The sequence below is a fragment of the Pseudomonas sp. ERMR1:02 genome (assembly GCF_002277815.1).
Taxonomy (GTDB): domain Bacteria; phylum Pseudomonadota; class Gammaproteobacteria; order Pseudomonadales; family Pseudomonadaceae; genus Aquipseudomonas.
In genome coordinates this window covers 113,474-127,333 of sequence record NZ_NKJI01000011.1, presented here as the reverse complement: position 1 = coordinate 127,333, position 13,860 = coordinate 113,474, and the positions used below count along the sequence as shown (strand labels likewise).

Here is a 13,860-nt window from a genome sequence, read left to right as displayed (position 1 = left end):
ATGACCGCTCTGTCGCGAACGTATCCATGCCCGTTGTTAAAACATTACGCAGCTCCGCTCAGTGGTACAAATTTGCGGCTGATTCGATAAGCCGGCGCAACTTCAAATCCTGATTCCTCCCGATCTGTAACCGCGTTGCTGTAACGTGATCGGAGTATTGCTTTTCGCCTTCAATAGGAAAAGAATATATTTCCTATTCTTGAGTATAAAAAAAATTGATAGGTTTCTCGTTCAGACAACTCGAGTACTTCGTGGCAGTGGCCGAGCATGGGAGCATCAGTGCGGCCGCCAGGGCGCGGCATGTCTCGCAGCCGTCCGTTTCCATCGCCATCTCGCAACTGGAGGATGCCGTGAATGACCGATTGTTCCGGCGCCAGGTCAGTCGAGGGCTGGAGTTGACGCCCGCTGGCACGCGCTTGCTCAGTCAGGCGAGAGACATCCTGAGCATGGCCGCGAAAATGAGCGTTCAGGCTGACTCCCAGCCTCAAGTGCTGCGCGGAAACCTGTCGCTGATCTGCTTTCAGGATTTGGGGCCGTACTACGCCCCGCGCCTGCTGTCGGGGTTCAGAAAGGCGCATCCTGAAATTGAGGTCACGCTGTTCGAAACGGATCTGGCGGGCGTTCACAGGAGCATCACCGCAGGGAAGGCGGAGCTGGCGCTCACGTACGACCTGGGGCTGGACCCCCTCCTCCCCCGGCAGGTGCTGGCGGAACTGACACCCTATGCGTTGTTATCGAAGGATCATCGATTGGCCACGCAGGACGCCGTCTCGCTCCATGAACTTGCCCAGGAATGCCTGATTCTCGAAGACATCGCCCAGACTCGCGAGTATTTCCTGTCGCTGTTCTGGGCCCATGACCTTCGGCCGCGCACCCAGCAGTACACCCAGACCTTCGAAATGCAGCGAGGTCTGGTGGCTCACGGGTACGGCGTGGCGCTGTCTTGCACCCGGCCTGTCGGCGATCATTGTTATGACGGCACGCCCCTGACATGCCTCCCTGTCATCGAGGACGTATCACCTCAGCGAGTGGTTCTGGCCCAATCCCGAGCGATGCATCCATCACCGGTCGCAGAAGCCTTCGTCAACTGGGTCGCCAATGACTGGCAAGCACGGCACGACTAAAGCACTGGCGGACAAACACAGCATTTCAGAACCCGAAATAGTGAATTGAGATTGATGCAGGTTCCGCGAACAAACCCGTTGCAGGAGCATTGATTCATCACTAGTCGGGAAGCGCGTCGTGCAAAAGCCTCAGGAAGACACCGAAGCCTCCCCCTGGAATCGAGCTGAAAATATTTCTTATATGGCCCGGCGCCGAAATGGGCAGCATGTTCCCAGGGTCGAACTGGTCGTACACATAAGCACTCAATGCCTACGATGACACTCCGCCGTTCTGACCGTCGATGCTGCAGGAGCACAAGGATTGAGCCAGGAAAGTCAGCGCCCCAAATCTCACACTTTGTTACCGCATACCCCAACCGGGTGTAAAAACCCGCTTTGGTAACAACCCGCAGGCTGCCTCACCCCTGCGCTCACCTTCCTGCCAAGCCCATCCCAGAGCGCTTTACGCGCTTTCTCAATCGCCCAATCCGCGAATTGGCCGGGTGATTGCATACACTTGTCTGTACAGGTGTTTGCGTGTGCATCAGACCTTTCGCTGCGCAGTACACCATGCCCTTGCGGCACAAGCGCTTTCGATGATCCTTGGGAATAAAATAATGAAAAAAGCATTTCTCACTCTTTCTGCATTAGCTTTGTGTGTGGCTGCCGGTTCTGCGCTGGCCAAGGAGTACAAGGAGTTGCGCTTTGGCGTCGACCCCTCTTATGCGCCGTTCGAATCCAAGGCCGCCGATGGCAGCCTGGTGGGCTTCGATATCGACCTGGGCAACGCGATCTGCGCTGAGCTAAAGGTCAAGTGCAAGTGGGTTGAAAGCGACTTCGACGGCATGATTCCCGGCCTCAAGGCCAACAAGTTCGACGGCGTGATCTCTTCCATGACCGCCACGCCAGCGCGTGAGAAAGTCATCGATTTCTCGAACGAGCTGTTCTCAGGCCAACCGCGCTGGTATTCAAGAAAGGCGCGGCCATCGGCACCGATCCAGCCTCCCTCAAGGGCAAGAAGGTCGGCTACGAGCAAGGCAGCATTCAGGAGGCCTACGCCAAGGCCGTGCTGGACAAGGCCGGAGTAGAGACCCAGGCCTACGCCAACCAGGACCAGGTGTACGCTGACCTGATTTCCGGACGCCTCGATGCCTCAATCCAGGACATGCTGCAAGCCGAACTGGGCTTCCTGAAGTCGCCACCCGGCGCCGACTTCCAAGTCAGTGAGCCAGTCGAAAGCCCCCTACTGCCAGCCAAAACCGCTGTGGGTCTCACCAAAGGCAACGCCGAGCTCCAGGCCTTGCTGAACAAAGGTATCAAGGCGCTGCACGACAATGGCACCTATGCGGCCGTCCAGCAGAAGCACTTTGGCGATCTGAATCTCTACAACGGCAAATAATGACCCTGTGCCCATTTCCGGATGGGCGCTTTTTGGATTGATGTAGGGGTGCCCAATGCTAGAAAACCTGTTGATGATTCTGGGGCTGTCAGGCTTCAGCCTTAAGGGCTTCGGCCCGCTGTTGCTGCAAGGCTCCTGGATGACTGTCAAATTATCCTTTCTGTGCTTGCTGGTGAGCGTTGGCCTGGGCCTGATCGGCCCAGCGCCAAGCTTTCGAAATCGGCACTGCTGCGTGTCCCTGCGCAGGCCTACACCACGCTGATCCGCGGGGTGCCGGACTTGGTGCTGATGCTGTTGATCTTCTACAGCCTGCAAACGTGGCTGACCAGCCTGACCGAAGCACTGGGCTGGGACTATATAGAAATCAACCCCTTTAGCGCCGGGGTCATTACCCTGGGCTTCATCTACGGGGCGTATTTCACTGAAACCTTCCGTGGCGCCATCCTTGCCGTACCGCGAGGACAGATGGAAGCGGCTACCGCCTACGGCCTGACCCGTGCCCAGCGCTTTCGCTTAGTGGTGTTCCCGCAAATGATGCGTTTTGCCCTGCCAGGCATCGGTAATAACTGGATGGTGATCCTCAAGGCCACCGCGCTGGTGTCGATCATTGGCTTGGCCGATCTGGTCAAGGTGGCCCAGGACGCGGGCAAGAGCTCCTATCAGCTGTTCTTCTTCCTGCTGCTGGCCGCCCTGATCTATCTGGTGATAACCACCGTTTCGAACTACGTCTTGCGCCGGATGGAAATCTTCTACGCCGCAGGCACCCGGGAGGCCGTGCGATGATCGAGCTACTGCAGGAGTACTGGAAACCTTTCCTGTTCCAGGACGGCAATCACATCACCGGGCTGGCCATGACCCTTTGGCTGCTCAGCGCCTCGATCCTCTTCGGCTTCGTGATGTCGGTCCCACTGTCGATTGCCCGGGTCTCGACCAATGTCTGGGTGCGCTGGCCGGTGCAGTTCTACACCTACCTGTTCCGCGGCACACCGCTGTATATCCAACTGCTGATTTGCTACACCGGCATTTACAGCCTGGCCGCCGTACGTGCTCAGCCCGTGCTGGATGCGTTCTTTCGCGATGCGATGAACTGCACCATCCTGGCCTTCGCCCTGAACACCTGCGCCTACACCACGGAGATCTTCGCCGGAGCCATTCGCAGCATGAACCACGGTGAAGTCGAAGCAGCCAAGGCCTACGGGCTGACCGGCTGGAAGCTGTACACCTACGTGATCATGCCATCGGCCCTGCGTCGCTCGCTGCCGTACTACAGCAACGAAGTGATTCTGATGCTGCACTCGACCACCGTGGCCTTCACCGCAACCATCCCGGACATTTTGAAAGTCGCGCGGGACGCCAACTCGGCGACCTTCCTGACCTTCCAGTCGTTCGGCATCGCCGCGTTGATCTACCTGGCAGTCACTTTCTCCCTGGTCGGTCTGTTCCGCCTGGCTGAACGCCGTTGGTTGTCTTTCCTCGGCCCGGCTCACTAATTCAGGATGCTTGTTCATGTACAAACTGACCGTTGAAAACCTGCACAAAGTTACGGCAACCATGAAGTCCTCAAGGGCGTTTCGCTGAACGCCAAGACCGGCGATGTGATCAGCCTGATTGGCGCCAGTGGTTCGGGCAAGAGCACCTTTCTGCGTTGCATCAACTTCCTGGAAACGCCCAACGACGGCGCCATGAGCCTGGACAACCAGCCGATCAAAATGGTCCATGACCACCACGGCATGCGCGTGGCCGACGCCAAAGAACTGCAACGCATCCGCACTCGCCTGGCGATGGTGTTCCAGCACTTCAACCTGTGGAGCCACATGACCGTGCTCGAAAACATCACCATGGCCCCACGCCGGGTGCTGGGCGTCAGCAAGAAGGACGCAGAGGATCGCGCCCGGCGCTACCTGGACAAAGTCGGTTTGCCGGCACGGGTTGCAGATCAATACCCGGCGTTTCTCTCGGGTGGTCAGCAGCAACGGGTCGCCATTGCCCGTGCCCTGAGCATGGAACCGGAGATCATGCTGTTCGACGAGCCGACTTCGGCCCTGGACCCGGAACTGGTGGGCGAAGTACTCAAGGTGATCCAGGGTCTGGCCGAAGAAGGCCGCACCATGATCATGGTGACCCACGAAATGAGCTTTGCGCGCAAAGTGTCGAATCAGGTGCTGTTCCTGCACCAGGGACGGGTCGAAGAGCAGGGTGCGCCCGAGGACGTATTGGGTAACCCCAAAAGCGAACGCCTGCAGCAATTCCTCAGCGGCAACCTGAAGTAACCGGAGCGCCTTCGAGCGGCCGCAGGGTCGCTTGGAGCGCTGGCTCAATGGGTCACCGCGGTGAACGTCACCAAGGCGGCTCCCCAGATTTAAGCCGCTGCAACTCCTTCGATGTTGCTACTCACCTCAAACTGCCCGACTAATTTTTGCAGTTTGTTGGCATTGAGCCTCACGGTTTCCGCACTGCTTTGTAGCACGACCACTGTCTGGCGCATCTCTGTGGAGGATTGGTCGACCTTCTTGATTGTCTTGCCGTAGTCGAGGCTGCGCTTGTTGAGTTGCTGAATGATCGCAAACATACTTTCCACAGCTTGATGCAACTGCACATTTTCCGAGGATGCATCTTCGGCCAGGCGCAGGCTGTTATCGACGTTCTTGACGCCCTCCTCCATGAATCTGACGGCTTGTTGCGTTTCGTTCTGCAGGCCTTCGACCATCTTGCGAATGTCGTCGGCAGCTCGTGACGTGCGTGAGGCGAGACTGCGTACCTCATCGGCGACCACCGCAAAGCCTCGACCATGTTCACCCGCGCGTGCAGCCTCAATCGCCGCATTGAGAGCCAGCAGATTAGTCTGGTTGGTGATATCGCTAATCAGGCCCGTGACGTTGCCGATCTGACTCATCCTGCTGTCGAGCAACTGCACGCTCGAAGAAGAGCGCTCGACCACGTCCCGAATGGACTGCGTCCCTTTTTGAACGGCGAGAAATTGCTCGCGGGAACGCGTGACGACTTCATCCATCGCCTGCTTCATTTGTTCAGCGCTGGCAGATGCTTGTTGGATCTCGCCCAATTGGTCTTCGACGATAATCATCATGCGATGCACCGCTTGCGCGACCTCGGTGGACGTAATACCGGCTTGCTGGCTGCGTCCCAGCATCATTTGATTGGTGGTGCCGACGTTGTGGCTGGCTTTCACCACTTGCCCGACAACCGAGTCCAGACGGTCGATGAAACTGTTTATCCAGCGCCCCATGTCACCGGTCTCATCGTTGGCCATGCGCGTGGTATCCAGACGCTGACGAAGGTTGCTCTCGCCCTCGGCGATGGTCCTTACCACACTCGTCATCTCGTTCAACCTTGCCGCAAGACGTTTGGGCCCCAGCAGGCCGAACAGGACAGTGGCGCATACCATGCTCGATACTTCGACGGTATCGATCAAGCTTTGCGTCAGACCACTGTAATGCTGGGCCATGAAATTGCAGGCAAAGAGTCCCGTCATGGTCGCGATATAAGGCTTCATCAAACCGTAGCTGAGTGAGCGCCGGCGGTATACCTCTTCCAGATCGGCTTCACACATCATGCCCCAGCGGTCAGGTGATCCTGGCAATTGAAACGTAACGCCCTTACCGACCACCGGAACGTGCCGGTAGTCCGAGTAACCCGGATAAGTAACGAACAGATTGGTGCCCGTGCGGATGGTTTCGCGTACGCCTGGGTGCAGTTGCTGCGTCGCCGGGTCGGTGAAACGCAGTTCCAGTTCGGTGTGTCGCTGGATCTGCACGGTTTTCCAGGGCGTGTGTACGCCACTTTTCAAATTTTCACCGTGGGTGAACGTACCGTCCTCGAAACGTGAACGTGACAACGCGGTTCCCGGCTTGATAGCGGGATCAAAGCGTGATTGCGCCATGAACAGATAGTTATCGCCCGACTCGGCAAAAATGTGCCCGGCTTCGCGCTGGATAAGATCGCCCAGCACATCGTTTGGCACGCGACCGCAGAGGCAGCCGAGGACTTTTCCATCGGCCTTCAGGGGCTGATAGAACATCAACGTGACTTCATCGTGGAAGCGTGAAGACGATGGACCGATTTGCAAGGTCAGTGGATCGGTGTAAGGACCATGGAGAAACGGCCCTTTCATCCCTTCTGCCAATGCACGGGTTTGCTCGATCCGGGTTTTGTCGCGTCGATTCCAAGTCGATACCATGACAGTGCCGCTGGCATCAACGACAAACAACTCCGAAAAATCTTCTGCCTGGCTGAGCTTGTCCATCAGCGGAGCGCTGTCGAGATGGGCGAGATCACAACCGAGGTTTTCCGCCAATTCAGCCAAGTGTTCCCACTGCTCGCGCGTCCAGTTGTGCAGCAACTCCACACGGGTTTCAGCGATAGCTTCGAAAGTTTGTTCGATCACGGGATAAGCCGACTGATTGAGCCGACACGACCAGCCCATCGCAATTTTTCCAGTTTTGCCGAACCAGGGTAACCAGCGCTTCTCACTAAAGGATAACTGCATCGAATTACTTGATAGCGACATTCACTTCCCCAACTGCGACATTCGGATGGGAAAACGAATAGCAAATACCAGGCCAATTCGAAAGGAGCGAACCATCGGCATGGCAAGGGAGGTTCTGGCGAAGTTGTGGACCCTTCTGTTGTGTGGCCTGAACGGACGGCACAATGCACATCCTGCTTCAACTCAGTGCGCCAACCGCGCCACGCTCTATAAGAGAGCTGTGCCACGACGATCAATGTCGCCCGGGCTCAAGCCGAATTCCTGCAAGCCTTTGAAACGCATCAAGTCGACAAGGCAACCCGTCCTATCCCGGCAAACTCAACTTCCACTTGCACCCCGGCCGGCGCCCAGTAGATACCGGTCCAGCTACCACTAGCCACCAGGTCACCGGCTCGCAAGGGGCTGCCCAGTGCAGCAGCGTGACGCGCCAGCCACGGCAGCGAACTCAGCGGCTCACCGAATGGATGGCTGCCAACGCCGACGAATTCAGGCTCCCCGGCCACCCGCAACGCCACCTGTTGTCTTGACCAATCCGGCATTTGCCCCAGCGTTCGCGGTGCACCGAGTACCAGCGCGCGGTTGAGTTGCTGGTCGGCCAGCCGAAGCAGTGGCGCGGCCTGATCGCCGTGCAGCCAGCGCGTGCCACACAGTTCGATGCCCGGCATCCACACATCGACCGCCGCACAGGCCATGGCCAGATCGGTGTGCTGGTCGAGGTCGCGCGCCAGGCGCACGATCAGTTCTCCCTCGATCCCGAAACCGAAAGCATCGCCCGGCGGAACCTGCCAACCCGACGGGTGTATCGCCATTGCCGGTACCCCGGCGGCGCTGATCAGCCCTCCCGGAGCGCCGCCCAGTTTCCAGGCCGCTGGCGGCCCGGAGGCGAACGAGCCGAGGGCATCCGCTACCTGGTGCTGCACGGCATAGGCTTCGGCAACGCTTGCCAGTTCCAGGGTTGGCAACGGTTGTTGGCGCCCCTCACGCCAACCACGAATCAGGATGGCGGCCACCTGCGCGACCGCACTCACAATGCCAACTCAGTCTTACGTCGGCGCAGTTGCGCGGGCGCCGGGCGCTCGCACGGCAGAAACCGGCCGCGACCAGCCTGACCGCGCGGCTCGCCGTCCCAGACCACCTCACCGCGAGACAGGGTTATGGCCGGCCAGGCGCTCAGTGTCATGCCGGCGTAAGGCGTGTAATCGACGTTGTGGTGCAGCATTGCGTTGCACAGGTGCACCGACTCACCTTCGTTCCAGATCACCAGGTCGGCATCAGCACCAATAGCGATGCTGCCCTTGCGCGGATACAACCCATACATCTTGGCGGCATTAGTGGAGGTCAGCGCAACAAAGCTTTGTGGGGTGATGCGCCCACTGCGCACGCCTTCGGACCAGAGCAGTGCCATGCGGGTTTCGACACCGGGAATGCCGTTGGCGATCTGGTCGAACGACACCTCTTCACCGTGGGCCTTCTTGCCATTCGGGCCATCGAAGCGAAAGGGTGCGTGGTCTGACGAGAAAATCTCGAACGAGCCGTTCTCCAGGCCATCCCAGATCACCTGCTGGTTTGCGGCATCGCGCGGCGGCGGGCTGCAGATGCACTTGGCACCTTCGAAGCTGTCGTCACACCCCAGCGAGTCGGCGGTCAGGAACAGGTACTGCGGGCAGGTTTCGGCGTACACCTTCAACCCTTGGCTCTGGGCCCAGCGAATCTGCTCCACGGCCTCGCGACCCGACACGTGCACGATCAGGATCGGCACGTCCACCAGCTCGGCAAGGGCGATGGCACGATGGGTCGCTTCGCGCTCCACCAGCATCGGCCGCGACGCGGTGTGGTAGCGCGGCGCAGTCAGCCCGGCCGCCAGTAGTCGCTCGGTAAGCCAGGCGATGCAATCGCTGTTCTCGGCGTGGAGCATCACCATGGCGCCCTCACGGCGCGCGACCGACAACGTCTCGAGAATCTCCCGGTCGCCCAGCTTCAGCGCATCGTAGGTCATGTAGATCTTGAACGATGTATAGCCTTCAGCAATCAAGGCCGGCAGTTCTTCACGCAGCACCTGCGGGGTGGGGTCGGTGACGATCAGGTGGAAGGCATAATCGATCACCGGCTTGTTACCCGCCCGACGATGGTAGTCATCGACGGCAGAGCGCAGGCTTTCGCCCTTTTGCTGGCAGGCGAACGGGATGACGGTGGTGGTGCCGCCGCAGGCCGCCGAGACCGTGCCGCTGAAGAAGTCATCGGCCATCACCGAGCCGTCGCCAGTCGGCTGGTCGAGGTGCACGTGGCTGTCGATGCCACCGGGGTGACATGCCGGCCTGCCGCGTCGATTTCCTGGTGACCTGGCGGCAGGTCCAGGCCAAGGGAGACGATGCGCCCATCACGAATACCGATATCGCTGGTGAACGTGTCCGCGGCGGTTACCACGCGGGCGTTGCGAATCACCGTATCAAAAGGTTGCATATCAGGCCTCTTCCAGAAGTAACCAGCCCCAGCCGGTCAGGCGGCGCGTGTCAAAGCCCGCGGTTTTCAACATGTCCCAGACCACTGTGGTAACGGTGTCGAATGCCGGCTTAGTTAACCATCACCTCGTCCAGTGCCTGCGCGAGGGTGCTGACCGTGCGCTCGATATTGTGCAGCTTTTCGAGTCCGAACAGACCGATGCGGAAGGTCTGGAAGTCGGCCGGCTCGTCGCATTGCAACGGCACTCCGGCGGCGATCTGTAGGCCGTGGTCGGCAAATTTCTTGCCGCTCTTGATGTCGGCATCATCGGTGTAGCTCACCACTACACCAGGGGCCTGAAAGCCGGCTGCGGCCACGCTTTTGATGCCTCTGCCGGTCAACATTGCGCGCACCCGATCGCCCAGAGCCTGTTGTTCGCCGCGGACCTTGTCGAAACCGTAGGCTTGCGTCTCTTTCATCACTTCGTTAAACCGCGCGAGGGAATCGCTGGGCATGGTCGCATGGTAGGCATGTCCGCCCTGTTCGTAGGCCTGCATGATCTGAAGCCACTTTTTCAGGTCGCAGGCGAAGCTGCTGCTATGCGTCTGCTCGATGCGCTCGAGGGCCAAGGAACTGAGCATCACCAGGGCGCAGCAAGGGGAGGCGCTCCAGCCTTTCTGCGGAGCGCTGATCAACAGGTCGACTGCGCATTTGTGCATATCAACCCAAAGCGTGCCTGAGGCGATGCAGTCCAGCACGAACAGGCCACCCACCGCATGCACGGCGTCGCCGACGGCCCGCAGGTACTCGTCGGGCAGGATAATCCCTGATGAGGTTTCAACGTGGGGGGCGAAGACAATCAGCGGCCTCGAAGCCTCAATGGCTGCCAGCACTTCGTCCAGAGGGGGTGGGGCGTAGGCAGCCTGGCGACCGGTGTCGACCGGTCGGGCTTTCAGCACCGTAGTGGCCGCCGGGATGTTGCCCATCTCAAGGATCTGGCTCCAGCGATAACTGAACCAGCCGTTGCGTATCACCAGGCATTGCTGGTCGGTGGCAAACTGTCGCGCCACCGCTTCCATGCCGAATGTACCGCTGCCCGGGACCACCGCAACAGCCTGGGCGTTGTAGACCTGTTTCAGGGTCGTGGAAATGTTCTTCATCACGGCTTGAAATGACTGCGACATGTGGTTGAGCGAGCGGTCGGTGTAGACCACTGAGTACTCGACCAGCCCCTCAGGATCAATACTGGGATATAGCTTTGACATGGGTGACTCCTTTGGCAGAGATGTCAGTGTAGCGACTCAGCCTTAAGCCTCGGTTCGTTCATGCCAGGCACGGGCGATTTCTTCGCGCGTGGCAAACCAGACACCACTGTGTTGCTTGGCGTACTCGATGAATTGCTTTATCGCCCGGACCCGGCCAGGACGACCCACCATGCGTGGATGCAGCCCGATCGACATCATGCGTGGACCTTCAGCAGACTCTTCATAGAGGACCTCAAAGCTTTCCTTCATGTACTCGAAAAAGTCCGATGCCTGCGACAATCCCGGCGAGTTCCAGTAGCGAAAGTCGTTCACGTCGGCGGTGTAGGGCACCACGAGATGGCGCTTGCCCTCGACCTCGACAAAGTAGGGAACATCGTCGTTGTAGGCATCGGAATCGTAGAGAAAACCGCCCTCCTCCGCGACCAGGCGCCGCGTGTTGACGCTGGCGCCGTAGCGGCAATACCAGCCGACAGGACGCTTGCCGCACGTGCGCTCGAATGACTCGATGGCCAGGCGCATGTGTTCACGCTCCTGCTCTTCGGTCAGGCGAAACACTTCCTCCCAGCGATAGCCGTGGCTGCAGATTTCATGACCACCGGCGACTGCGGCGCGTGCAACATCCGGGTTCTGTTCAAACGCCACTGCGCAAGCATGAAACGTGGAACGCACCGATTGCTGGTCAAGAATATCCAGAATTCGCCAGATCCCGACGCGTGAGCCGTACTCGTACATCGACTCCATCGCCAGGTTGCGAGTGCCGTCGGGTATCGAATAACTGCCCCATTCGGTCATTGACTCCTGGTCTGGATCGCCCATGGCCAGCGAGCGCTCGGAACCCTCTTCGTAGTTGATCACCAGGCTGATGGCCAGTCGTGCGCCATTGGGCCAGGTGCCTTGTGGGCGTTGTCTGCCGTAACCCACTAAATCGCGTGCAGGTGAAACCATCGGGATATTCTCCTGAAGTGACGGGTTGAATAAGTACGCGGTGAAAGTTGCGACTTAACAGTCGATATCTTCCAGCCGATCATGGCTAAGGGTGCCGCTGTCCGACTGCCTCTCGCTGAAGGCCAGTCCCATGGCCAGGGTTTGCGCAATACAGAACGACGCCGTGAGCGAGCGAAAGCCCAATAATTCGGCGTCGTTGACCTCGATCACGGTGTCAGCGATCTGCCCGATGGGGCTGAGAACGCTGTCAGTGATTGCAACCAGCGTCACGCCAGCTTGCGTCGCCTGTCGACAGGCCTCGACGGTGTCATTGGCGTAGGGCGGAAAGCTGACGGCGATCAATAAATCATCATCGGCAATGGCGCTGACCTGCTCGGGCAGCGTGCCGCCAGCGCCGCTGATGTGTACGGTTCGCCGGCCCACGCGACTCAACGCATAGCTCAGGTAGGCTGCCACTGGAAAGGCGCGGCGCATACCGATGACGAACGTGGTGCGCGCTCCTTGCAGATGGACGATGGCCGCTTCGATATTGGCCTGTTCACCGCCTTCGGCCAGGTGTTCGAGAGAAACGATATTGGCCTGGCTGAATTCGCGCAGAATTCCCCCAACATCACTCGGATCCTCCAGCAAGGTTTCACCACCGAAGTGGCGAATTCGCTCGCTGTGCGTATCGGCAGCCTGTTGCAGCGGCGCACGGAACACGCGCTGCAAATCCTTGAACCCTGCAAAACCAAGCGCCTGAGCCAGCCGAATATAAGCCGACGGTGCGATGCTCGAACGCTTACCCAGCTCGGCCACTGTGTTCAGTGCGATCTCATGCGGGTTGTCGATCAGGAATCGGGCAGCATCGCGCAGACGACCTGTCAGTTGTTCATGCTGGGCCGCGATACAGTCACGCAGCTCTGGCAAGGTTTCAGGTAAGGCCATGGGGAAGGCTCGTAAAAGTTTGAAGTGTGTGCGTCAACGCAACGCGGTGATTGCTTGATCCAGCGCAGTGATGAGCCGGTCTACCTCTTCCAACGTGTTGTAATGCGCCAACGACACCCGCACTACCCCGCCAAAACGGTCAAGCTCAAGGGCTTCGATAAGTCGCCGCGCATAGAAGTCACCAAAACGAATGCCGATGCGGTGCTCATCGACTCTGCGCACTACAGCCTCGGACTGCACGCCCTCGACCACAAAGCTGATGGTTGGCACACGATCGCGAATGTGCGCTTTGCCGATGATGCGGACGCCCTCGCGCTGGCGCAAAAATGCCAGAAGGCGTTCGGCAAGCAAATCTTCCTGCACCTCGAAGGCATCAAAAGCAGCCTGCATACGTTTACGCTCACTGCCTTGGGCGCCCAGTTTCGCGCTGACGTCGAGCAGGTAATCGGTGATGCCGATGCAACCGAAGGACAGCTCATAATTGACGTTGCCCGGCTGCAATTTATAAGGCACTACGTCCTGGCCGATAAAGAAGTGGTTCAGGCTCGGCAGTTCCAGTAACAGGTAACGACGTCCCCAGAGCACGGCAAAATGCGGGCCGAAGGTTTTGTAGAAGCTGTACACGTAGAAATCCGCGCCGCTGGCCTGCACATCCACCAGGCGGTGCGGCGCATAAGCAACCGCGTCCACGCACAGCTTGGCACCCACGGCATGAACCCGCCGCGCAACTTCGGCCACTGGATTGATCGAACCGAGAATATTGGAGGTGTGGGTCATGGCCACATATCGGGTATTGGGGTTGAGCAAGACCTGCAGGTCATCCAGCTCAAGTTCGCAACTACCAGGGTTGACCTGCCACACGCGCAGGGTCGCACCGCGGCTTTCGCAGAGCTTGACCCACGGACCGATGTTCGCCTCGTGATCGCAATTGGTGACGATGATTTCATCGCCGGGAACGATTGACGGGGCTATCGCGCGACACAGTATTTGCAGCAAGTGGGTGGTCGAGCCACCCATGATTACTTCTTCCGGATGCCCGGCGTTGATCAACTGCATCACCGAGTGACGCGCCTGCATCACGCGTTCGCCAGCGTCGACGGAAGGCTGGTAGGAAGCGCCCAGTTGCACGCTGCTGTTGAGCAGGTAATCGCTGACACGCTCGGCAACGGCGCTCAGCACCATCGAACCACCGGCGTTATCCATGTAGGCATAGCCACCGGCCAGACCTGGAAATTGCTTGCGAACGTAATCGATATCGAGAGGATTCACTCTACTTTC

General features: G+C 58.9%; 10 protein-coding genes and 3 pseudogenes. 5 read left to right on the top strand and 8 right to left on the bottom strand.

The window, feature by feature from the left end:
• Positions 1-215 precede the first annotated feature (215 nt).
• The 5 genes and pseudogenes from CES87_RS19880 to CES87_RS19860 all read left to right on the top strand — a co-directional run bounded on the left by CES87_RS19880 (position 216) and on the right by CES87_RS19860 (position 4,772).
• Positions 216-1,124, top strand: coding sequence for a LysR family transcriptional regulator (locus CES87_RS19880; protein ID WP_128607451.1), 909 nt, complete (start codon positions 216-218; stop codon positions 1,122-1,124).
• Positions 1,125-1,720: 596 nt separating this feature from the next.
• Positions 1,721-2,502: pseudogene (locus CES87_RS19875) on the top strand (transporter substrate-binding domain-containing protein).
• 55 nt (positions 2,503-2,557) lie between these two features.
• A pseudogene (locus CES87_RS19870) lies at positions 2,558-3,285 on the top strand (ABC transporter permease).
• A complete protein-coding gene (locus CES87_RS19865) occupies positions 3,282-3,992 on the top strand; it encodes an ABC transporter permease (protein WP_128607450.1) in 711 nt (236 codons plus the stop codon). The pseudogene CES87_RS19870 and the gene CES87_RS19865 overlap by 4 nt, the downstream one beginning before the upstream one ends.
• Before the next feature lie 16 nt (positions 3,993-4,008).
• A pseudogene (locus CES87_RS19860) lies at positions 4,009-4,772 on the top strand (ABC transporter ATP-binding protein).
• A gap of 89 nt (positions 4,773-4,861) precedes the next feature.
• Here CES87_RS19860 and CES87_RS34445 read toward each other — a convergent pair.
• From CES87_RS34445 to CES87_RS19820, 8 genes are all read right to left on the bottom strand, one after another.
• Positions 4,862-5,512 (bottom strand): methyl-accepting chemotaxis protein, encoded by a 651-nt coding sequence (locus CES87_RS34445; RefSeq protein WP_371858235.1) that lies wholly within the window; start codon positions 5,510-5,512, stop codon positions 4,862-4,864.
• 1,775 nt (positions 5,513-7,287) lie between these two features.
• Positions 7,288-8,034: a 2-keto-4-pentenoate hydratase gene (locus tag CES87_RS19850; RefSeq protein ID WP_128607448.1), complete on the bottom strand. Its 747-nt coding sequence runs from the start codon at positions 8,032-8,034 to the stop codon at positions 7,288-7,290.
• Positions 8,031-9,287 carry a dihydropyrimidinase gene (hydA, locus tag CES87_RS19845; protein ID WP_256591002.1) on the bottom strand — a complete coding sequence of 419 codons (1,257 nt, stop codon included), beginning with the start codon at positions 9,285-9,287 and terminating at the stop codon, positions 8,031-8,033. The genes CES87_RS19850 and hydA overlap by 4 nt, the downstream gene beginning before the upstream one ends.
• The gene (locus CES87_RS33370) at positions 9,251-9,466 is read right to left on the bottom strand and encodes a hypothetical protein (protein WP_256591001.1); all 216 of its coding nucleotides are present in this window, start codon (positions 9,464-9,466) and stop codon (positions 9,251-9,253) included. Before CES87_RS33370 ends, hydA begins: the two co-directional genes overlap by 37 nt.
• A 110-nt stretch (positions 9,467-9,576) precedes the next feature.
• The gene (locus CES87_RS19835; RefSeq protein ID WP_128607447.1) at positions 9,577-10,710 is read right to left on the bottom strand and encodes an aminotransferase class V-fold PLP-dependent enzyme; all 1,134 of its coding nucleotides are present in this window, start codon (positions 10,708-10,710) and stop codon (positions 9,577-9,579) included.
• Positions 10,711-10,752: 42 nt separating this feature from the next.
• Positions 10,753-11,655, bottom strand: coding sequence for an allantoinase PuuE (locus CES87_RS19830; RefSeq protein WP_128607446.1), 903 nt, complete (start codon positions 11,653-11,655; stop codon positions 10,753-10,755).
• Between the two features lie 54 nt (positions 11,656-11,709).
• A complete protein-coding gene (locus tag CES87_RS19825) occupies positions 11,710-12,582 on the bottom strand; it encodes a MurR/RpiR family transcriptional regulator (RefSeq protein WP_128607445.1) in 873 nt (290 codons plus the stop codon).
• Between the two features lie 33 nt (positions 12,583-12,615).
• The gene (locus CES87_RS19820; protein ID WP_128607444.1) at positions 12,616-13,851 is read right to left on the bottom strand and encodes a cysteine desulfurase-like protein; all 1,236 of its coding nucleotides are present in this window, start codon (positions 13,849-13,851) and stop codon (positions 12,616-12,618) included.
• Positions 13,852-13,860 lie beyond the last annotated feature (9 nt).

Coding starts and splice junctions, on each gene's coding strand:
- CES87_RS19865 (WP_128607450.1), top strand. CDS start 3,282: ATGATCGAGCTACTGCAGGAGTACTGGAAACCTTTCCTGTTCCAGGAC.
- CES87_RS34445 (WP_371858235.1), bottom strand. CDS start 5,512: ATGGATGAAGTCGTCACGCGTTCCCGCGAGCAATTTCTCGCCGTTCAA.
- CES87_RS33370 (WP_256591001.1), bottom strand. CDS start 9,466: ATGCAACCTTTTGATACGGTGATTCGCAACGCCCGCGTGGTAACCGCC.
- CES87_RS19835 (WP_128607447.1), bottom strand. CDS start 10,710: ATGTCAAAGCTATATCCCAGTATTGATCCTGAGGGGCTGGTCGAGTAC.
- CES87_RS19830 (WP_128607446.1), bottom strand. CDS start 11,655: ATGGTTTCACCTGCACGCGATTTAGTGGGTTACGGCAGACAACGCCCA.
- CES87_RS19825 (WP_128607445.1), bottom strand. CDS start 12,582: ATGGCCTTACCTGAAACCTTGCCAGAGCTGCGTGACTGTATCGCGGCC.